Source organism: Streptomyces sp. NPDC020192, assembly GCF_044388685.1.
Taxonomy (GTDB): domain Bacteria; phylum Actinomycetota; class Actinomycetes; order Streptomycetales; family Streptomycetaceae; genus Streptomyces.
In genome coordinates, this window is record NZ_JBIRXG010000024.1 from 1 (window position 1) to 20713 (window position 20713).

Sequence of the window (20713 nt, forward strand, 5' to 3'; positions counted from 1 at the left end):
GGTGGGGCCCCGCCCCCGCCCCCCCCCCGCCCGGGGGGTGTGCCCCGGGGCTGACGGTTTACCGCCCCTCCGGCCCCCGTCCCCGCACGTTCCCGTCGCGGGGCGCCGTCGATACACGGATACCCTTGACAGGTGACCGACGCCCAAGACACCGCAGCAGACAGCTCCCTGCGCACCACCGGAGGCACTCCTCCGGACGACGCCGGATCTTCTGTGACGGGGGCGCCGACACCGCTGCTGGAACCCCGCGAGGGCATTCCGCCCGTGGTGGCCGACGAGGCCGCCCTCGCCGAGGTGATCTCCGCCTTCGCCGCCGGCTCCGGCCCCGTCGCCGTCGACGCCGAGCGCGCCTCCGGCTACCGCTACGGCCAGCGGGCCTATCTGGTGCAGCTGCGCCGCGAGGGCGCGGGGACCGCGCTGATCGACCCGGTGGCGGTCGGCGGCCGGCTGTCCGGGCTCGGCGAGGCCCTCTCCGGCACCGAGTGGGTGCTGCACGCCGCCACCCAGGACCTGCCGTGTCTGCGCGAAATAGGCATGCTCCCCTCCCGGCTGTTCGACACCGAGCTGGCCGGCCGGCTCGCCGGGTTCCCCCGGGTCGGCCTCGGCGCCATGGTCGAGAACGTGCTCGGGTACGTCCTCGAGAAGGGCCACTCCGCCGTCGACTGGTCGACCCGCCCACTGCCCGAGCCGTGGCTGCGGTACGCCGCCCTCGACGTGGAACTGCTCGTCGACCTGCGCGACGCCCTGGAGAAGGAGCTGGACCGGCAGGGCAAGCTGGAGTGGGCCCTGCAGGAGTTCGACGCGATCGCGGCCGCGCCGCCGGCCGAGCCGAGGAAGGATCCGTGGCGTCGTACGTCCGGGATGCACAAGGTGCGCAGGCGCCGGCAGCTCGGTGTCGTACGGGAGCTGTGGGAGACGCGTGATCGCATCGCCCAGCGCCGGGACGTGTCGCCGGGGAAGGTGCTGAGCGACGCGGCCATCGTCGAGGCCGCGCTCGCTGTGCCGGGCACGGTGCACGCCCTGTCCGCGCTGAACGGGTTCGGGCACCGGATGGGGCGGCGGCAGCTGGAGCAGTGGCAGGCCGCGGTCGACCGGGCCCGGGCCCTGCCGGATGCCGCGCTGCCGCAGCCGGGTCAGCCCGTGGCCGGGCCTCCGCCGCCGCGTGCCTGGGCCGACAAGGATCCCGCCGCCGCGGCCCGGCTGTCCGCCGCCCGGGCCGGGGTGACCGCTCTGGCCGAGCAGCTCAACCTGCCTCAGGAGAACCTGGTGTCCCCGGACACGGTGCGGCGCATCTGCTGGGAACCGCCGAAGATGGTGGACACCGGGTCCGTGGAGGCCGCGCTGGCGGGGTACGGCGCGCGTCCGTGGCAGGTGGAGCAGGTGACGCCGGTCCTGGTGAAGGCGCTGTCCGCCCAGGGCGCCTGACCTCACCTCGTCGCCCCTCGCATGAACCCGTTGTAGATGAATCTCTGCAGCGCGAGGAAGACGATCAGGGTGGGCAGGATCACCAGGATCGTGCCCGCCGAGATGATCTCCCAGTGGGCGCCGTAGGGGCCGCGGAAACGGAACAGGGACGTCGAGATCACGCCAAGATCCTGGGACGGCATGTAGAGGAAGGGGATGTAGAAGTCGTTGTAGACGGCGATCCCCTTCACGATCACCACCGTGGCGATCGCCGGTTTCAGCAGCGGCAGGATGATCCGCCAGTAGATGGTGAACGCGTTCGCGCCGTCCAGGCGGGCCGCCTCGTCCAGGGAGAGCGGGATCGAGCGGATGAACTGCAGGAAGATGTAGATCGAGACGATGTCGGTGCCCATGTAGAGCACGATCGGCGCCCAGCGGGTGTCGAAGAGGCCGAAGCTGTTGACGATCTGGAAGGTGGCGACCTGGGTGGTCACCCCGGGGACCAGCGCGGCCAGCAGGAACAGGGCCACGACCAGTTTCTTGAGGCGGAAGGTGAAGCGGTCGATGGCGTAGGCCGTCATCGAGCCGATCAGGACCGTGCTGCCGATGGCGAAGGCGCAGATGAAGAGCGTGTTGCCGAAGGCCTGAAGCATCCGGCCGTCCTGGAACGCCGTGACGTAGTTGTGCGGGTTCAGCAGGTCGTCGGGGAGGGTGAGGGCGCCGCTGCCGTCCGTCATCTCCTGGGACGACTTCAGTGACGTGAGCAGGACGACGCCGAGCGGGAGCAGGACCACGAGCGTGGCCGCGGTCAGGGTCGCGTAGACGAGGGCGCGGACGAGGCGGCGGCGGGTCATACGAGGTCCGCCCGGTCGTCGGGGACCAGCCGGCGTTGCAGCCAGGTCACCGCGAGGACGATCAGCAGGAGGACCACCGCGGCGGCCGAGGCGAGCCCCGTCTTGTTGTACTGGAAGGCCAGCTTCACCGTCTGCGTCACGAACGTCTCGGTGCCGGTCGCGCCGCCGGTCATGATGTACGGCACCTCGAAGACCGACAGCGAGCCGGACACGGACAGGATCACCGTGAGCGTGACCACCGGTTTGATGCCGGGCGCGATGATGTACCGGAACTGCTGCCAGCGGCTCGCGCCGTCCAGCTCGGCCGCCTCGTACAGCTCGCCGGGGATGGACTGGATCGCGCCGAGGAAGAGCACGAAGTTCAGGCCCATGTAACGCCACACCGAGACACCGGCGAGGGAGACGTTCGCGGAGACGGGGGTGCCGAGCCAGGCGTGGTCGGTGTGGACGCCGAACAGGCGCAGCACGGTGTCGAGGGTGCCGCCGTCCTGGAAGAAGTAGAGGAAGACGAAGCCGATGGCGACCCCGTTGATCAGGGACGGGAAAAACAGCACGCCCTTGAAGAAGTTCCGGAAGCGGACCTTGAAGCTGAGGATGGTCGCGAAGTAGAGCGCGGCGACGATCTGGATGACCGAGGCGGCCAGGTAGTAGCCGCTGACGAAGAAGACCTCGAAGAGGTCCTGCCGGGTGAAGATCTCGGCGTAGTTGTGGCCGCCGGTGTAGTGGAGTTCGGGGCTGACGCCGTCCCAGTCGGTGAAGCTGTACGCGATCATGTTGGCGATCGGCGCGTAGGTGAACGTGATCAGCAGGGCGAGGGGCGCGAGGAGGAACAGCCAGGGGGTCACCGTGCGCCACCTCATCAGGAGCCCACCCGCTTCTCGGCCTCGGTCCACTTCCTGCCGAGGCCGGCGAGGAAGTCGTCGAGGCTGCCGGAGCCGACGCCCCGGGCGAGGTCCACCAGCTTCTGCCGGTAGTCGGGGGTGTTGATGCCGACCTCGGACTCGGAGTCGATCAGCTTGACTCTGGCGCCGTCGGTGTCGTTCAGCTCGATGAGCTTCACACCCGCGTCCTCGTACGGCTTCAGAACCGTCGGCAGGGACGCGTTCTTGAGCGGGGAGATCGCCAGGTTGTCCTTGTCGTAGCCGGAGTTGTCGGTGAACCAGTCGATCCAGGCGCGGGCCGCTTCCTTGTGCTTCGAGTGGATGTTGACGGCCTGGTTGTAGTCCGGTCCGACGACCGCGCAGAACTTTCCGCCCACCTGGGCCGGGAAGGGCATGAAGCCGATGTCGTCCGGGTTCTGGCCGGCCTTCTTCGCCGCGTCCTGGAACTGGATGATCGCCCAGGTGCCGAGCCACTGTGTGGCGATCTTGCCCTTGGCCAACTGGCCCTTGGACGCCTCCCAGTTGGTGGTCGTCGGGTCCTTCTCGGCGAGGCCCTGGTGGACGATGTCGTAGAGCAGGGTGTCGCCGACGCGCAGGTCGGCGCCCTCGGCCCAGGGGTTGCCGTCGGCGAGCTTGGTGGTGGCGCCGGTGTCACAGTGCACCGAGCCGTTGACGAACGTCCAGGACGTGAGCGGCCACTGGGCGGCGAAGTTGGTGTAGTACGGCACCACGCCGGTCTTCTTCTTGATCGCCTTGAGGTCGGCGAGGAAATCGGCCGGGGTGGTGGGCCACTGGGTGACGCCAGCCTGTTTCCAGACGCGCTTGTTGTAGACGAAGCCGGGCATCACGCCGATGGGACTCTGGCCGTACACCTTGCCGTCGACGGCGGTGAAGTCGGTGAACCGGTACTTCTTCGACCGCTCGGCCTGGGTGCCGAGGGAGGCGAAGAACTTCGGGTAGTCGCTCTTCTTGACGACGCCGGGGATCATCAGGACGTCACCGTAGTTCTCGGTGTTCATCCGGATCTTGACCTCGGACTCGTAGGTGGTGAGGGCCTGGAACTTCACCTTCACCTTCGGGTACGTCCGGTTGAACGCGGCCGCGTACCGGTCCATCGTGCCGTCCTGGACGAGGTCGGTGCGCTGGGTGAGGACGGTGATGGTCCCGCTCACCGTCGCCGGGTCGGTGGGCGCCTTGGCGTCCGCGGCCTTCGTGGTGCCCCCGGTACCGGTGCAGCCCGCGAGGAGGAGAGCGGCGGCTCCCACGGCCGTGGCGAGGGCGGTCGTACGGCGGTTCATGTGCATCAGCTCCCGTTCTCGAAGTGACGACGCGCCGAAGTGACGCGGTGACGGAAGAGCACGTGCGGGGTTGGCTGATTCGGCACTCTGACAGCGCTTTCCTCAACCGGTAAAGTCCCAATCCCGCCAAGGATGCGGAAAGTACGCCCAGTGCTGGAGTAGAGCGGTTTAGGGAGTGCGCATGCTGGAGGTCACGCCGTTCGGCGAGGGATGGATCCTGGAGCACGAGGGACGCGAACTGCCCGCCGCGGTACCGGGATGCGTGCACACCGATCTGCTCGCCGCCGGGGTGATCCCGGACCCCCTTCTCGGGCGGAACGAGACCGAGGTGGCCTGGGTCGGGCGGCGGGCGTGGAGGTACGCGACCGGGCTGGGCGTGGTGCCGGGGCATGAGCGGACCGATCTCGTCTTCGAGGGGCTCGACACCGCCGCCGAGATCACGCTCGACGGTCGACTCCTGGGCCGGACACGGAACATGCACCGGTCGTACCGGCTCGACGTGACCGGACTGGAGGGCCGGCTGGCGGTGCGCTTCGCGTCCGCCTACACGGAGGCCGAGGCCGTCCGCGACCGGCTGGGCGAGCGGCCCGCCGCCTACCCCGAGCCCTACCCGTACCTGCGCAAGATGGCCTGTTCCTTCGGCTGGGACTGGGGACCGACCCTGGTCACGGCCGGGATCTGGCGACCGGTGCGGCTGGAGCACTGGTCCACGGCCCGGATCAGCCGGGTGCGCCCGCTCGTCACCGTCCAACAGGGCGCGGGCGTCGTGGAGTTGCACGTCGAGGTGGGGCGGACGGACGCGGCGGCGCGGCTCGCCGTGGAGGCCCGGGCGGGCGGGCAGACGGTGCGGGCCGGGCTGGACGGCAGTGCCGGAGTCGTACGGCTGCGGGTGCCGGACGTACGGCTGTGGTGGCCGCGCGGATACGGTGAACAGCCGCTGTACGACGTCGAGTTGACTCTCCTGAACGAGGAGGCGCCGCTGGACGTGTGGCGGCGGCGCGTCGGCTTCCGCACGGTGGAGCTGGACCGGCGGCCGGACCCGCACGGCACCGGGTTCACCCTCGTCGTCAACGGAGAGCGGCTGTTCGCGCGGGGCGTCAACTGGATCCCGGACGACGCGTTCCCGTCGCGCGTGACACGCGAGCGGTACCGGGAGCGGCTCGGACAGGCGGCCGCCGCCGGAGTGGACCTGGTCCGGGTGTGGGGCGGCGGGATCTACGAGAGCGAGGACTTCTACGACGCCTGCGACGAACTGGGCCTGCTGGTCTGGCAGGACTTCCCGTTCGCCTGCGCCGCCTACCCGGAGGAGCAGCCGCTGCGCGGCGAGGTCGAGGCGGAGGCTCGCGAGAACGTCGTACGGCTGATGCCGCATCCCTCGCTGGCGCTGTGGAACGGCAACAACGAGAACCTGTGGGGCTTCAGGGACTGGAACTGGGAGCGGCGGCTGGCCGGGGAGTCCTGGGGCGAGGGGTACTACCTGGGGCTGCTGCCGCGCGTGGTCGCCGAGTTGGACCCCACGCGGCCGTACACGGCGGGCAGTCCGTGGTCGGGATCCTGGGACCACCATCCGAACGACCCGGCCCACGGCACGCATCACTCGTGGGAGGTGTGGAACCGCGAGGACTACGCCGTCTACCGCGCCGAAGTGCCGCGTTTCGTGGCCGAGTTCGGCTGGCAGGCACCGCCCGCGTACGCGACGCTGCGGCGCGCGCTGCCCGGAGAGGATCTCGCGCCGGACTCCCCCGGCATGCTGCACCACCAGAAGGCCGACGACGGCAACGGCAAGCTGGAGCGCGGACTGGCCCGTCATTTCGCGACTCCCGTACGGGACTTCGCCCGCTGGCACTACCTCACCCAGGTCAACCAGGCGCGGGCGGTGGCCGCCGGGATCGAGCACTGGCGGGCGCACTGGCCGGTGTGCGCGGGCACGGTCGTGTGGCAGCTCAACGACTGCTGGCCGGTGACCTCGTGGGCGGCGATCGACGGCGACGGACGCGAGAAGCCCCTTTACCACGAGCTGAGGCGGCTGTACGCGGACCGGCTGCTCACGCTCCAAGTGCGTGACGGTGAGCTGGTGTTGGCCGCCGTCAACCAGTCCGCCGACGCCTGGTCCGGGTCGGTGACCCTGCGCCGGATGAGTGTCGACGGGGAGGTGCTGGGCGGGGCGAGCATGGCGCTGGACGCGGGGCCGAGGGCGGTCACGGACCTCGCCGTACCACGCGAACTGCGGCCCGACGGACCGAAGGAGTTCCTGGTCGCCGACGCGGACGTGCTTCGGGCGCTGTACTTCCCGGCACCGGACCGCGAAATCCCGTACCCGTGGCCGGAGTTCGACGTGGAGGTGGCCCCCGGGTCGGTGACGGTCACGGCCCGTACGCTGGTGCGCGATCTGCTGCTCCAGGCCGACCGGCTGGACCCGGCCGCGCGGGCCGACCGCGGGCTGGTCACGCTGCTGCCCGGGGAACGGGTCACGATCGGGGTGACCGGCGGGCGGACTCCCGATCCGTCCGCCGCCCGCCGCGCCCTGTACTGCATGGAGCCCGACCGCACGGAGTCCGACGCATGAAGCCCGATCGTGTGGAGCCCGTCTGATGACCTCGCCGCCGCCCGCCCGCGTGACGATCAAGGACGTCGCCGCGCGTGCCGGGGTGTCCAAGGGGGCCGTGTCGCTGGCCTTCAACCACAAGCCGGGGCTGTCGGAGGCCACCCGGGACCGGATCTTCGCGGCGGCCCGGGAGCTGGGGTGGGCGCCGAACAGCACCGCGCGGTCGCTGGCCGGGGCGCGGGTGGACGTGGTGGCGCTGGCGATCTGCCGGCCGGCCCGGCTGCTCGGTCTGGAGCCGTTCTACATGGAGTTCGTCTCGGGTGTGGAGAGCGTGCTGAGCGAGCACTCCTGCTCGCTGCTGCTCCGGCTGGTGCGCGGCCCCGAGGAGGAGGCCGGGCTGCTGGAGTCGTGGTGGAAGGGGCGGCACATCGGCGGCTCGATCCTGGTCGACCTGCGCGCGGACGACCCCCGGGTGCCGGTGGCCCGGCGGCTCGGACTGCCCGCCGTCGCCGTCGGGCATCCGTCCCTGACCGGCGGGCTCACCTCCGTGTGGACCGACGACACCACCGCCGTCACCGAGGCCGTGCGCTATCTCGCGGCGCTCGGGCACCGGCGGATCGCCCGCGTCGGCGGGGCGGCGGCCCTCGGCCACACCGGCATCCGCGCGGCGGCCTTCGACGAGGCGACGCGGGCGCTGGAGCTGGCCGGGGCGTGGCAGGTGGCGACCGACTTCTCCGGCGAGTCGGGGGCGCGGGCTACGCGGTCTCTGCTGATAGCCGCGCCGCAGGACCGGCCGACGGCCATCGTGTACGACAACGACATCATGGCGGTGGCGGGGCTCGCGGTGGCGGCGGAGATGGGGTTGCGCGTACCTGCCGACGTGTCCCTGCTGGCCTGGGACGACTCCCAGCTGTGCCGGCTGACTCATCCGACCCTGTCGGCGATGAGTCACGACGTGCACGGTTTTGGAGCGGAGGTGGCCCGGACGCTGTTCGGGGTGATCACCGGGGAGGGGGCGGGGTCGCATCCGGTGCCGACGCCGGTGCTGACGCCGAGGGGGTCGACGGCCCCTCCGCAGGTGTGACGTTCGCCGCTACGGCCGGGGGGACTGGGCAGCTACATTACTCACAAGTAGCATGGTTGTGAGCAAGCGCTCAGCGTCCCATTCTGGAGGAGAGCCATCGTGCCTCGTACCGTCAGGGACGTCGTCTTCGTCGACGGCGTCCGCACCCCGTTCGGCAAGGCGGGCCCGAAGGGCATCTACCACGAGACCCGCGCCGACGACCTTGTCGTGAAGGCGATCCGGGAGCTGCTGCGCCGCAACCCCGGTCTGGACCCGAAGAAGATCGACGAGGTCGCCATCGCCGCGACCACGCAGATCGGTGACCAGGGTCTGACCCTCGGCCGCACGGCCGGCATCCTCGCGGGCCTGCCGCAGTCCGTGCCGGGCTACTCGATCGACCGTATGTGTGCCGGTGCCCTCACCGCCGTCACCACCACCGCCGGTTCGATCGCCTTCGGTGCCTACGACGCCGTCATCGCCGGTGGCGTCGAGCACATGGGCCGCCACCCGATGGGCGAGGGCGTGGACCCGAACCCGCGCTTCGTCTCCGAGAAGCTGGTCGACGAGTCGGCGCTGTTCATGGGCATGACCGCCGAGAACCTGCACGACCGCTACCCGCACATCACCAAGCTGCGCGCCGACGAGTACGCGGTGCGCTCGCAGGAGAAGGCCGCCAAGGCGTACGCCGACGGCAAGATCCAGCAGGACCTGGTGCCGATCTCGGTGCGCCGCACCAACCCGGACAGCGGCGAGACCGGCTGGGGTCTGGTCACCGCCGACGAGCCGATGCGCCCCGGGACCACCCTGGAGAACCTCTCCGGCCTCAAGACGCCGTTCCGCGTGCACGGCCGGGTCACCGCCGGTAACGCGGCCGGTCTGAACGACGGTGCCACCGCGTCGATCATCGCGTCCGAGGACTTCGCCCGCGAGCACGACCTGCCGGTCAAGATGCGCCTCGTCTCGTACGCCTTCGCGGGCGTCGAGCCGGAGGTCATGGGCTACGGCCCGATCCCGGCCACGGAGAAGGCCCTCGCCAAGGCGGGTCTGTCCATCTCCGACATCGGTCTGTTCGAGATCAACGAGGCCTTCGCCGTCCAGGTGCTGGCCTTCCTCGACCACTACGGCATCGCGGACGACGACGCGCGCGTCAACCAGTACGGCGGCGCCATCGCCTTCGGCCACCCGCTGGCCTCCTCCGGCGTCCGTCTGATGACGCAGCTGGCCCGCCAGTTCGAGGAGCAGCCGAACGTCCGCTACGGCCTGACCACGATGTGCGTCGGCTTCGGCATGGGCGCGACGGTCATCTGGGAGAACCCGCACTTCGAGGGGGACAAGTGAGCACCACCACCGAGCTTCTGAAGCAGGCCTCGGAGCTGTTCCCGGACGAGGTCGTCACCCAGGCCCACGTACGCCACTTCGAGCTGCCGTTCGGCGCGGGCCGCTTCGCGCTGATCACGCTGGACAACGGCCTGGACCACACCAAGCCGACCACCTTCGGCCCGGCCTCGCTGGCGAACCTCGACGCCGCGATCGACCAGGTCGAGAAGGAGGCGGCCGAGGGCACCATCGTCGGTGTCGGTGTCACCGGCAAGCCGTTCATCTTCGCGGTCGGCGCCGACCTCAAGGGCGTGGAGATCCTCAAGGAGCACGAGCACGCGCTGGCCATCGGCAAGGGCGGCCACGAGGTCTTCAAGCGCCTGTCGGCCCTCGCCGTCCCGACGTTCGCGTACTACAACGGCGCGGCGATGGGCGGTGGCGTCGAGGTCGGTCTGCACTGCTCCTACCGGACCGTCTCCAAGGCGATCCCGGCGTTCTCGCTGCCCGAGGTCTTCCTCGGCCTGGTCCCCGGCTGGGGCGGCTGCACGCTGCTGCCGAACCTGATCGGCGCCGACAAGGCCGTCTCGGTCATCATCGAGAACAGCCTCAACCAGAACAAGCAGCTCAAGGGCGCGCAGGTCTTCGACCTCGGCATCGCCGACGCCCTCTTCGAGGGCGCCGACTTCCTGGAGCAGTCGCTGATCTGGACGGCGAACGTCCTCAAGGGTGACGTCACCGTCGAGCGTCCGGTGATCGACCGCGGTGAGGCCTGGGACCAGGCCGTCGCCAAGGGCCGCTTCATCGCCGACTCCAAGGTGCACGGCGCCGCTCCGGCCGCCTACCGCGCCCTGGACATCATCGCCGCCGCCAAGAACGGCGACCTGCAGCAGGGATACGACGCCGAGGACGTCGCCCTCGCCGACCTGATCATGGGTGGCGAACTGCGCGCCGGTATCTACGCGTTCAACCTGGTCCAGAAGCGCGGCAAGCGTCCCGCCGGCGCCCCGGACAAGAACCTGGCCCGCCCGGTCACCAAGGTCGGCGTCGTCGGCGCCGGTCTGATGGCCTCGCAGCTCGCCCTCCTCTTCCTGCGCCGCCTGGAGGTGCCGGTCGTGCTGACCGACATCGACCAGGAGCGCGTCGACAAGGGTGTGGGCTACGTCCACGCCGAGATCGAGAAGCTGCTCGGCAAGGGCCGGATCAACCAGGACAAGGCCAACCGCCTCAAGGCGCTGGTCACCGGTGTCCTGGACAAGGCCGAGGGCTTCGCGGACGCGGACTTCATCATCGAGGCCGTGTTCGAGGAGATCGGTGTCAAGCAGCAGGTGTTCGCGGAGGTCGAGGCGGTCGCCCCGGCGCACGCGATCCTCGCGACCAACACCTCCTCGCTGTCGGTGACGGAGATGGCGTCGAAGCTCAAGCACCCCGAGCGGGTCGTCGGCTTCCACTTCTTCAACCCGGTCGCGGTGCTGCCGCTGCTGGAGATCGTCCGCGGCGAGCAGACGGACGACGCGTCGCTCGCGACCGCGTTCGCCGTCGCCAAGAAGCTGAAGAAGACCGCGGTGCTGGTCAAGGACGCGCCGGCGTTCGTCGTGAACCGCATCCTGACCCGCTTCATGGGCGAGATCCAGAACGTCATCGACGAGGGCACCCCGGTCGACGTCGCGGAGAAGGCGGTGGAGCCGCTGGGCCTGCCGATGTCTCCCCTCGTCCTCCTGGAGCTTGTCGGCCCGGCGATCGGCCTGCACGTCTCCGAGACGCTGCACGGCGCGTTCCCGGAGCGCTTCACGGTCTCCCCCAACCTCAAGGCGGTCGTGGAGGCGGGCAAGCGTGGCTTCTACGTGTACGACAGCGGCAAGCCGGAGCTGGACCCGGAGGTCGCCGCGCTGCTGAAGCAGGGCGACTCCGTCCTGACCGAGGAGCAGGTGCGGGCGCGGGTGCTCGACGCGGTGGCGCAGGAGATCGGGCTCATGCTCGACGAGGGTGTCGTCGCCGAGGCCCAGGACATCGACCTCTGCCTGATCACGGGCGCCGGCTGGCCCTTCCACCTGGGCGGCATCACGCCGTACCTGGACCGTGAGGGTGTCTCCGAGCGCGTGAACGGCAAGAAGTTCCTGGCGCCGGGCGTGGCGTCGGTTCCGGCGTAACACCGGTGACCGTGTGAAGGGCCCCCGCGGCGGCGGGGGCCCTTTCGCATGCTCAGGGGAAGTCGGGCCCGACTCGGTCGAGGTCACAGCGGACCGCCGTGACCGGGCCGTGGCCGGCCGAAGGCAGCAGCTCTCGGCCGAGGTGGCAAGGGCCGCCGGTCGGCGCCCTGGCCGAAGACGCCCCGCGCCCGGCCTCTCACCGCCGCCGAGCGCTTCCCCGCCCATGACAGACTGAGAACCTCACCACCACGACAGAGTAGGGCAGTTACCACCATGACGGACGCAGCGGATCCGGCGGGTACGGCGCGCGCGACCCTTCCGCTGCTCGTCGTCGACGGTGCGAACGTCGTCGGATCCGTGCCCGACGGCTGGTGGCGCGACCGGCGGGGGGCCGCCGAGCGGCTGCGCGACCGGCTGGTGCCGTACGCGCGGTCCGGTGTGGCCACTCTGGCCGGGCCGCTGGAGCTGGTCCTGGTGGTCGAGGGCGCGGCCCGGGGTGTGGCCTCCGTGCCCGGCGTACGCGTCGAGGAGGCACCCGGAAGCGGCGACGACCGCATCGTGGAGATCGCGGCGGCCGCCGGTGAACGCCCCTGCCTGGTGGTCACCGCCGACCGCGAACTGCGCCGCAGGGTGGCCGAACTGGGCGCGGAGGTCACCGGCCCGCGCGCGGTGCTCGGCCGAACCTTCTAGGGGGTGTTCCCGGCGGTCTGCTGAGCCTCCTTCTCCCGCAGGGCGAGAACGCTGTGTGTGCGGCCGTAGAGGAAGTAGACGACGAAACCGATCACCATCCAGATGGCGAACCGCAGCCAGGTCTCGGCCGGCAGGTTGAGCATCAGCCACAGCGAGGCGCACACCGACAGGACCGGGATGACCGGGACCCACGGGGTGCGGAAGGCGCGGGGCAGGTCCGGACGGGTCCGGCGCAGGATCACCACGCTGATCGCGACGACCACGAACGCGAAGAGCGTGCCGATGTTCACCAGTTCGGCCAGTTCGCTCAGGCTGGTGAAACCGGCGACGATCGCGATGACCACGCCGAGCAGGATGGTCGGCCGGTGCGGGGTCCGGAAGCGCGGGTGGACGCGGGAGAAGAAGCGCGGCAGCAGGCCGTCACGGCTCATCGCGAAGAAGACGCGCGTCTGGCCCAACAGCAGGATCATGCAGACCGTCGTCAGGCCTACGGCGGCGCCGAAGCTGATCACGCCCGCGTACCAGGGGTGTCCGATGGCCTTGAAGGCGTCGGCGAGCGGGGCCTCCACGGACAGCTTGGAGTACTTCTGCATGCCGGTGACGACGATGGAGACGGCGACGTAGAGCACGGTGCAGATGAACAGCGAGCCGAGGATGCCGCGCGGCATGTCCCGCTGGGGGTTGCGGGTCTCCTCGGCGGCGGTGGCCACGATGTCGAAGCCGATGAAGGCGAAGAACACCACGGAGGCGGCCGTGAAGATGCCCATCACACCGAAGTTGGCCGGCGCCCAGCCGAACATCAGCTGGATGAGCGGGGCCTTGAGGTTGCCGCCGGCCGGCACCGGCTGCGCCGGCGGGATGAACGGCTTGTAGTTGCCGCCCTTGATGAAGAAGGCGCCGGCCACGATCACGATGAGGACGACGACCACCTTGATGGCGACGACGAGCGAGGTGATCCGGGCCGAGAGTTTCATGCCGAGGACGAGGATGCCGGTGAGCACGAGGACCAGGGCGGCGGCGAGGATGTCGAAGCCGAAGCCGGTGGCGTTGTCCCGGCCGGCCAGGTAGTCCGGCAGGTGCCAGCCGGCGTTGTCCAGCAGCGAGCGGATGTAGCCGGACCAGCCGACCGCGACCACCGCCGTGCCGAGCGCGAACTCCAGGACGAGGTCCCAGCCGATGATCCAGGCGGGCAGCTCGCCCAGGGAGGAGTAACTGAACGTGTACGCCGAGCCCGCCACGGGGACCGTGGACGCGAACTCGGCGTAGCAGAGGGCGGCGAGCGCGCACACCACGCCGGCCGCCACGAAGGCCAGGGACACCGCCGGTCCGGCGTTGTTCCTGGCGACCTGTCCGGTGAGGACGAAGATGCCGGTGCCGATGATGACACCGACGCCGAAGACGGTCAGGTCGAGCGCGGAGAGGGACTTCCTGAGCGCATGCTCCGGCTCCTCGGTGTCCTGGATGGACTGCTCGACGTTCTTCGTCCTGAACAGCGCGCTGCTCAATGCCTTACCTCCCACGCCCGTGGGTTCCCGACGCCCGGCATGATCGGGCGGGTCGGGAAGCGTATGCCCCGGTACGGGCAGGTTCACGCAAACGGGCCGGTTCCGCCACCGCAGGGAGTGGCGTGACCGGCCCGTGGGGGCGCGTTCGGCGTCAGTCGCGCGCCGGCTCCACCGAGTCCACCTCGGCGGCCGTACGGTCGAACCGGCCGTCCAGCCTGGAGACCAGTCCGGTGACCTGGCGGGCGATGTCCGGGGCGGTCAGGCCGATCTCGGTGAGGACCTCGCCGCGGGAGGCGTGGTCGAGGAAGCGCGGCGGGATGCCGAAGTCGCGCAGCGGCACGTCCACGCCCGCGTCGCGCAGGGCCTGGGCGACCGCGGAGCCGACACCGCCGACGCGGCTGTTGTCCTCGACGGTGACGACGACCCGGTGCCGCTCGGCCAGCGGGGCCATGGCCTCGTCGACGGGCTTGACCCAGCGCGGGTCGACGACGGTGGTGGAGATGCCCTGCTGGTCCAGCAGGCCGGCGATCTCCAGGCACATCGGGGCGAGGGCGCCGACCGAGACGAGCAGCACGTCGGGCTTGTCGGTACCGGGCTCGCGCAGCACGTCCATGCCGCCGACCCGGCCCACGGCCGGTACGGCGGGGCCGACGGCGCCCTTGGAGAAGCGGACCACGGTCGGCGCGTCCTCGACGGCGACGGCTTCCCTGAGCTGCGCGCGCACCTGCTCGGCGTCGCGCGGGGCGGCCAGCCTCAGGCCCGGCACGACCTGCAGGATCGACATGTCCCACATGCCGTTGTGGGAGGCGCCGTCCGTTCCGGTGACACCGGCCCGGTCCAGCACGAACGTCACCCCGCACTTGTGCAGGGCCACGTCCATGAGGACCTGGTCGAAGGCGCGGTTGAGGAAGGTGGCGTACACGGCGAAGACGGGGTGCAGCCCGGCGTACGCGAGGCCCGCGGCGGAGACGGCGCCGTGCTGCTCGGCGATGCCGACGTCGTAGATCCGGTCCGGGAAGGTGTCGGCGAACTTCTTCAGGCCGACCGGCTGCAGCATGGCCGCCGTGATCGCCACGATGTCGTCGCGCTCCTTGCCGAGCTCGACCATCTCGTCGCCGAAGACGGAGGTCCAGTCGGCGCCCGCGGCCTTGATCGGCAGGCCGGTGTCGGGGTGGATGGGCCCGATGCCGTGGAAGCGGTCGGCCTCGTCCTGCAGGGCGGGCTGGTAGCCGCGGCCCTTCTCGGTGAGGCAGTGCACGATGACCGGCCCGCCGAACCGCTTGGCCCGCGCCAGCGCGGACTCCAGCGCCTCGATGTCGTGGCCGTCGATCGGGCCGACGTACTTCAGGCCGAGGTCCTCGAACATGCCCTGCGGGGCGATGAAGTCCTTCAGCCCCTTCTTGGCGCCGTGCAGGGTCTCGTAGAGCGGCCTGCCGACGACGGGCGTGCGCTCCAGCAGGTCCTTCCCGCGGGCGAGGAACCGCTCGTAGCCGTCGGTCGTGCGCAGCGTGGCCAGGTGGTTGGCGAGTCCGCCGATGGTGGGGGCGTACGACCGCTCGTTGTCGTTGACGACGATGACCAGCGGGCGGTCCTTGGCGTCGGCGATGTTGTTCAGCGCCTCCCAGGCCATACCGCCCGTCAGGGCGCCGTCACCGATGACGGCGACGACATGGCTGTCCCGCTTCCTGAGCTGGTTGGCCTTGGCGATGCCGTCGGCCCAGCCGAGGACGGTGGAGGCGTGGCTGTTCTCGATGACGTCGTGCTCGGACTCGGCCTGCGAGGGGTAGCCGGACAGGCCGCCCTTCTGCTTCAGCCTGGCGAAGTCCTGCCGGCCGGTGAGCAGTTTGTGCACATAGGACTGGTGACCGGTGTCCCAGAGCACCTTGTCCTTCGGCGAGTCGAAGACCCGGTGCAGGGCGATGGTCAGCTCCACCACACCGAGGTTGGGGCCGAGGTGGCCGCCGGTCTTGGAGACGGCGTCCACGAGGAAGGTCCGGATCTCCCCCGCCAGCTGGTCCAGCTCCTCCGGGGTGAGCCGGTCCAGATCGCGCGGTCCCCTGATGCGGGTCAGCAGCGGCACCCGTGCCTCCTTGCGTTGAGCTGATCGAGCTTTGCCGGGCTCGCCCGAGTCTAATGTTCTTGCTTTGGCAGACATGACAGTGCCCGGCACGTTTCGATGTGCCGGGCACTGCTGGTAGCCAACGGCGTTATGCGCGCCCTGCGGTCTTCTGCGTCTTCCGGGTGATCGAGTCGATCACCACGGTGGTGAGCAGAACCGCGGCGGTGATCATGTACTTCACCGGCTCCGCGATGGACTCCAGCTGCAGCCCGTACTGGATCGACACGATCACCAGCACACCGAGCAGCGCGTTCCAGGTGCGGCCCCGGCCGCCGAAGAGCGACGTACCGCCGATGACGGCCGCGGCGATCGCGTTCATCAGCAGGTCACCGGTACCGGCGCTCTGGTTCGCCGACGCGATCTTCGAGGCCAGGAAGAGACCACCGACCGCCGCGAAACCGCCGGAGACGGCGAACACGGAGATCCGTACGGCGGTGACGTTGATACCCGCACGCCGGGACGCCTCGACGCTGCCGCCGAGCGCGAAGATCTTGCGGCCGTACGACGTGCGCCGCAGCACGAAGTCCGTGGCGATCAGGAAGGCGAGGAAGATCACCGTGGCCAGCGGCAGGCCCTTGTACTGGTTGTACATGTAGGCCGCGGCGAAGGCGATCACGGCCAGCAGCGCCGAGCGCAGGATCGTGTCGCTGAGCGGCCGGGACGGCACGCCCGCGGCCTCCCGGCGCCGGTTGCCCAGGAAGGAGGTGAGGAAGAACACGGCGACCACGACGACGGCGAGCCCGTAGGCGGCGGCCACGTCCGAGAAGTAGTACGTGGTCAGCTTGCCGACCAGACCGTTCGGGTCGAGGTTGATCGTGCCGTCGGCGCCCAGCACCTTCAGCATGAAGCCCAGCCAGAACAGCAGACCGGCCAGCGTGACGGCGAAGGCGGGGGCGCCGAGCACCGCGAAGAAGAAGCCGTGCAGCGCGCCGATGGCGACACCGGCGGCGAGGGCGACGAGCACGGCCGCCCACTCGGGCCAGCCCTGGTTGACCGCGAGGACACCGGCGAGGGCACTGGCCGCGCCGCTGACCGAGCCGACGGACAGGTCGATCTCGCCGAGCAGCAGCACGAAGACGATGCCGACCGAGATCATGCCCGTGCCGACCATCGTGATCGTGATGTCGTTGATGTTCTGCGCGGACAGGAAGTTGGAGTTCAGGACCTGGAAGATGACGCAGATGACCGCGAGGCCCAGGATCACCGGGAGGGAACCCAGCTCGCCGGCCTTCATCTTGCGCTTGAACTCGTGCCAGTAGCCGAGCAGGCCCTCTTGCTGGACCAGCAGACGCGGGTCGACCGCGGTGACCGCGGCGGCCGCGGCCTCGGGGTTCTCCACGACGGGCGGGTCGTCCTGCGCCGGGGTCTGCTCGCTCGCGGAGGTCTTGTCGATGCTCACTTGGAAACCTCCCCGTTCGTGCGCGCCGCACGGCGGGTCACGGCGTTGTCGGTGGCGCCGGTGATGGCGGAGATGATCTCCTCCTGCGAGGTCGTCTTGACCTCGAAGACGCCGTTGTTGCGGCCGAGGCGCAGGACGGCGACCTTGTCGGCCACCGCCTTCACGTCCGCCATGTTGTGGCTGATGAGGATGACGGCGTGACCGCGCTCGCGCAGGCGCTCCACGAGGTCGAGGACCTGGGCGGTCTGCTCGACGCCGAGGGCGGCGGTGGGCTCGTCGAGGATGACCAGCTTGGGCTCGCCGAGCATGGAGCGGGCGATGGCCACGGTCTGGCGCTGACCGCCGGAGAGCGAGGCGATCGGGATACGGACGCTGGGAATGCGGATCGAGAGCGTGGTGAGCAGCTCGCGCGAGCGGCGCTCCATCTCGACCTCGTCCAGGACGCCCCACTTCCTCAGCTCACGGCCGAGGAACAGGTTGCCGACGACGTCGATGTTGTCGCACAGCGCGAGGTCCTGGTAGACCGTCGCGATGCCGAGCGCCTGGGCGTCGTGCGGCCGGGTGATGGCGACGGGCTTGCCGTCCCATTCGATGACACCCTCGTCGATCGGGTGCACGCCGGCGATCGTCTTGACCAGCGTGGACTTTCCGGCGCCGTTGTCGCCCACCAGGGCGACCACCTCACCGGCGTGGACCTCAAGCTCTACGTCGGTGAGCGCCTGAACGGCACCGAACCGCTTGGAGACCCCGCGCAACGCCAGCACGGGCGTAGCGGACACGTGAACCATCTCCTTCGCCGCCTGACCCGGCGGGAGGTTGTGCAGAAATCTGGGTGGGTGGGTTGGGAGCAACCCTGTGGGGGGTTCCGTCCGGCGCCCCGCGCCGAGCTTGCGGGGCTTCGTGTTGTACGCGGGACGCCGGAGGAGCCTTGGGGGCGGTCAGTCGGCTTCCCTACCGGCATTCAAGGACGAACGCCGGTGTGCGGGAAGGGACTTGGCGCTGCTTACTTGAGGCCGATCTTGTCGCAGGCCGCCTTGTAGTCGGCGGTGCAGATGTCCGCGACGGTGTAGTAGCCCTGCTTGATGACCGTGTCCTTGATGTTGTCCTGGGTCAGCGAGACGACCGGGACGATGACCGACGGGACGTCCTTGGCGCTGCCGCTGGAGACCTTGTCCTTGGCGACGGAGCTCAGGTCCTGGCCCTTGGCGACGGCGACCGCCAGCTCGGCGGCGACGTTCGCCTCCTGCGGGTAGGACTTGAAGACGCTCATGTACTGCGTACCGGCGACGATGCGCTGCACACCGGCGAGCTCGGCGTCCTGGCCGGTGACCGGGACCTTGATGCCGGCCGCGCTGAGGGCGGTGATGATACCGCCGGCCATGCCGTCGTTGGCGGAGTAGACACCCGCGATGTTGCCCTTGCCGACCGCGGAGATCGCCGCCTCCATCTCGGAGTTGGCGTTGTCCGGCGACCACTCCTTGGTGTCGTACTCCTTGGCGATCGTGACCTTGCCCTGGAGGACGTCGTGGGCGCCCTTCTTGAACTGGGCGGCGTTCGGGTCGGTGACCGAGCCGTTGACCATGACGATCTTGGAGGCCGTGGTGGCCTTGCTGCCCAGCGCCTTCAGCAGGGCCTGGCCCTGGGTCTTGCCGACCTCCTCGTTGTCGAACGAGGTGTAGGCGCTGATCGGGCCCTCGGCCAGGCGGTCGTAGGCGACGACCTTGATGCCGGCGTCCACGGCCTTCTGCACGGAGTTCTGGATGGCCTTGGCGTCCACCGCGTCCAGGATCAGGACGTCCACCTTGTTGGTGATCATGGTGTCGACCTGCTGGGCCTGCAGGTTCGCGTCCTGGCGGGCGTTGTTGTACTCCAGGGTCGCCTTGCCGTTCGTCAGCTCCTTGATCTTCTTCTCGATCAGCGGCCGGTCGAACTTCTCGTAACGCGCGGTCTTGTTCTCCGGAAGCAGGAGACCGACCTTGATGTTGTCGCCCTTCTTGGCGGCGGACGAGGAGGAAGAGTTGCTGCTGCTCTTCGACTCCTTGGCGCTGCCACAGGCGGCCAGTGTGACGGCCATCGCACCAGCGGCAACGACAACGGCGGCACGACGCATACGTGCGTTCACTTCAGAAACCTCCCTGACGAGGCCGCGTCGTTGCGGCCGAGGTGGCTGGAAGTCAACTCGGCCGCGAGTTCGACGTCAAGAAGTAAATCCTTAACGAGATGGCAACGGTGCCATCCGTTCTCTAAGTGAAGGCAGGTGCCACCACGGACAGGGCGCCCGTGACATTCCCGTCCAAAAGGGTCGAATCACCCATCTCGCTCAGGGCGAGGGCGAGCGCCCCGAGCACCTCCGCGCGGCCCCCAAGTGCCCCTGGAAGCACGGACAGTTGGCGTGCCGCGCTGGGGATGGCGTAGCGCCCCACGGACTCCCTGATCGGGCCGAGCACCAGCTCACCGGCCTCGGCGAGATCACCGCCGAGGACCACTCGGCTCGGGTTCAGCAGATTGCAGAGATTGGCCACTCCACTGCCGATGTGGCGGCCGACGTCGGCGATCACCCGACGGCAGCCCGGGTCACCCTCCCTGGCCAGCCGTACGACGCCCTCGAGCGTGAGGTCGGGGCCGTGGCTGGGCTGGAGCAGCGGGAGCACATAGCGTGCGGCCGCGAAGGTCTCCAGGCAGCCGCGGTTGCCGCAGCGGCAGACCGGGCCGGATTCATCCAGCGTAATATGCCCGATTTCGCCCGCGGTGCCGCCCGGGCCTCGGTAGATCTTCCCGTCGATCACCAGTCCGGCGCCGACACCGCTCGCGACCTTGATGTACGCCAGGTCGCGCACACCCTTCCCGCTGCCCCAGACCAGCTCCCCGAGGGCGCCGAGGTTGGCGTCGTTGTCCACGTGCACGGGCACACCGAGCCGCTCGCGCAGCTCCTCGGCCGGTTTGGTGCCGCCCCAGCCCGGCAGGATCGAGGTCGACCCCAGCGTCCCCGACTCGACGTCGATCGGGCCCGGCACGCCGAGACCCACCCCGGCGACCTTGGACCGGTTCACCCCGGTGGCCGCGATCAGCCGGCTGACCAGCCGTTCGGCCCGGTCGAAGCCCTGCGCGGCGGACGCGTCGACGTCCAGCGGCTCGGACTCCTCGGCGAGCACCTGATGGGCGAGGTTCCCGATCGCGACGCGCAGATGGGTGTGCCCGAAGTCCACGCCGATCACGATGCCGGCGTCCCCGCTGAGGCTGACGCTGCGGGCCCGCCGGCCACCGGCCGACGTGGGCGTGACCTCGACGGTTCCGCCGTCCTTCAGCTCCCGCACGATGTTGGAGACGGTCGCGGCGGACAGACCGGTCGTCCGCGCGATCTCCGCCTGTGTGAGGGATCCGGCCAGGCGAACGGCCCGTACGACCCGCTCCAGGTTGGCTCGGTGCAGCGACGACTGCGACCCTGGAGTCTCCACAACGACCTCCTGAGCGCGAGGCCGCTTCAGCGAGGC

Annotated in this window: 15 protein-coding genes; 6 read left to right on the forward strand and 9 right to left on the reverse strand. The window is 69.9% G+C overall.

Features of this window, described 5'->3' with window-relative positions; genetic code table 11:
• The first annotated feature begins 132 nt into the window (after positions 1-132).
• On the forward strand, positions 133-1425 hold the full coding sequence (locus ACH47Z_RS35255) for an HRDC domain-containing protein (protein WP_399081132.1): 1293 nt from the start codon (positions 133-135) through the stop codon (positions 1423-1425).
• Between the two features lie 2 nt (positions 1426-1427).
• Here the strand turns inward: ACH47Z_RS35255 and ACH47Z_RS35260 are convergent, their stop codons facing one another.
• Genes ACH47Z_RS35260 through ACH47Z_RS35270 form a run of 3 tightly spaced genes read right to left on the reverse strand, consistent with a single transcriptional unit; the run spans position 1428 to position 4437 of the window.
• On the reverse strand, positions 1428-2258 hold the full coding sequence (locus ACH47Z_RS35260; protein WP_399081134.1) for a carbohydrate ABC transporter permease: 831 nt from the start codon (positions 2256-2258) through the stop codon (positions 1428-1430).
• Positions 2255-3118 (reverse strand): carbohydrate ABC transporter permease, encoded by an 864-nt coding sequence (locus ACH47Z_RS35265; protein ID WP_399081136.1) that lies wholly within the window; start codon positions 3116-3118, stop codon positions 2255-2257. Before ACH47Z_RS35265 ends, ACH47Z_RS35260 begins: the two co-directional genes overlap by 4 nt.
• Positions 3118-4437 carry an extracellular solute-binding protein gene (locus tag ACH47Z_RS35270; protein WP_399081138.1) on the reverse strand — a complete coding sequence of 440 codons (1320 nt, stop codon included), beginning with the start codon at positions 4435-4437 and terminating at the stop codon, positions 3118-3120. Before ACH47Z_RS35270 ends, ACH47Z_RS35265 begins: the two co-directional genes overlap by 1 nt.
• Before the next feature lie 181 nt (positions 4438-4618).
• On the opposite strand from ACH47Z_RS35270, the gene ACH47Z_RS35275 reads away from it, so the two are divergent.
• The 5 genes from ACH47Z_RS35275 to ACH47Z_RS35295 all read left to right on the forward strand — a co-directional run bounded on the left by ACH47Z_RS35275 (position 4619) and on the right by ACH47Z_RS35295 (position 12199).
• Positions 4619-7003, forward strand: coding sequence for a glycoside hydrolase family 2 protein (locus ACH47Z_RS35275; RefSeq protein ID WP_399081139.1), 2385 nt, complete (start codon positions 4619-4621; stop codon positions 7001-7003).
• 25 nt (positions 7004-7028) lie between these two features.
• The gene (locus tag ACH47Z_RS35280; RefSeq protein WP_399081141.1) at positions 7029-8066 is read left to right on the forward strand and encodes a LacI family DNA-binding transcriptional regulator; all 1038 of its coding nucleotides are present in this window, start codon (positions 7029-7031) and stop codon (positions 8064-8066) included.
• Positions 8067-8165: 99 nt separating this feature from the next.
• Positions 8166-9383 (forward strand): thiolase family protein, encoded by a 1218-nt coding sequence (locus ACH47Z_RS35285; RefSeq protein ID WP_399081143.1) that lies wholly within the window; start codon positions 8166-8168, stop codon positions 9381-9383.
• Positions 9380-11509: a 3-hydroxyacyl-CoA dehydrogenase NAD-binding domain-containing protein gene (locus tag ACH47Z_RS35290; protein ID WP_399081145.1), complete on the forward strand. Its 2130-nt coding sequence runs from the start codon at positions 9380-9382 to the stop codon at positions 11507-11509. The genes ACH47Z_RS35285 and ACH47Z_RS35290 overlap by 4 nt, the downstream gene beginning before the upstream one ends.
• A gap of 273 nt (positions 11510-11782) precedes the next feature.
• Complete coding sequence (locus ACH47Z_RS35295) at positions 11783-12199, forward strand: NTP pyrophosphohydrolase (protein ID WP_399081146.1); 417 nt, start codon at positions 11783-11785, stop codon at positions 12197-12199.
• Here the strand turns inward: ACH47Z_RS35295 and ACH47Z_RS35300 are convergent.
• From ACH47Z_RS35300 to ACH47Z_RS35325, 6 genes are all read right to left on the reverse strand, one after another.
• Positions 12196-13704 carry an amino acid permease gene (locus tag ACH47Z_RS35300; protein ID WP_399081148.1) on the reverse strand — a complete coding sequence of 503 codons (1509 nt, stop codon included), beginning with the start codon at positions 13702-13704 and terminating at the stop codon, positions 12196-12198. The two genes, ACH47Z_RS35295 and ACH47Z_RS35300, sit on opposite strands and share 4 nt — an antisense overlap.
• A gap of 151 nt (positions 13705-13855) precedes the next feature.
• Positions 13856-15784 (reverse strand): 1-deoxy-D-xylulose-5-phosphate synthase, encoded by a 1929-nt coding sequence (gene dxs / locus ACH47Z_RS35305; RefSeq protein ID WP_399081150.1) that lies wholly within the window; start codon positions 15782-15784, stop codon positions 13856-13858.
• A 127-nt stretch (positions 15785-15911) separates the two neighbouring features.
• On the reverse strand, positions 15912-17222 hold the full coding sequence (locus ACH47Z_RS35310; protein ID WP_399081152.1) for a sugar ABC transporter permease: 1311 nt from the start codon (positions 17220-17222) through the stop codon (positions 15912-15914).
• Positions 17219-18010 (reverse strand): ATP-binding cassette domain-containing protein, encoded by a 792-nt coding sequence (locus ACH47Z_RS35315; RefSeq protein ID WP_399081154.1) that lies wholly within the window; start codon positions 18008-18010, stop codon positions 17219-17221. The genes ACH47Z_RS35310 and ACH47Z_RS35315 overlap by 4 nt, the downstream gene beginning before the upstream one ends.
• Before the next feature lie 215 nt (positions 18011-18225).
• Complete coding sequence (locus ACH47Z_RS35320) at positions 18226-19344, reverse strand: substrate-binding domain-containing protein (protein ID WP_399081156.1); 1119 nt, start codon at positions 19342-19344, stop codon at positions 18226-18228.
• 121 nt (positions 19345-19465) lie between these two features.
• On the reverse strand, positions 19466-20677 hold the full coding sequence (locus ACH47Z_RS35325; RefSeq protein ID WP_399081158.1) for an ROK family transcriptional regulator: 1212 nt from the start codon (positions 20675-20677) through the stop codon (positions 19466-19468).
• Positions 20678-20713 lie beyond the last annotated feature (36 nt).

What these genes read in the sequence shown, in the direction of transcription:
- ACH47Z_RS35260 (WP_399081134.1), bottom strand. Translation starts at nt 2,258, where the DNA reads ATGACCCGCCGCCGCCTCGTCCGCGCCCTCGTCTACGCGACCCTGACC.
- ACH47Z_RS35265 (WP_399081136.1), bottom strand. Translation starts at nt 3,118, where the DNA reads ATGAGGTGGCGCACGGTGACCCCCTGGCTGTTCCTCCTCGCGCCCCTC.
- ACH47Z_RS35270 (WP_399081138.1), bottom strand. Translation starts at nt 4,437, where the DNA reads ATGAACCGCCGTACGACCGCCCTCGCCACGGCCGTGGGAGCCGCCGCT.
- ACH47Z_RS35275 (WP_399081139.1), top strand. Translation starts at nt 4,619, where the DNA reads ATGCTGGAGGTCACGCCGTTCGGCGAGGGATGGATCCTGGAGCACGAG.
- ACH47Z_RS35280 (WP_399081141.1), top strand. Translation starts at nt 7,029, where the DNA reads ATGACCTCGCCGCCGCCCGCCCGCGTGACGATCAAGGACGTCGCCGCG.
- ACH47Z_RS35295 (WP_399081146.1), top strand. Translation starts at nt 11,783, where the DNA reads ATGACGGACGCAGCGGATCCGGCGGGTACGGCGCGCGCGACCCTTCCG.
- ACH47Z_RS35315 (WP_399081154.1), bottom strand. Translation starts at nt 18,010, where the DNA reads ATGGTTCACGTGTCCGCTACGCCCGTGCTGGCGTTGCGCGGGGTCTCC.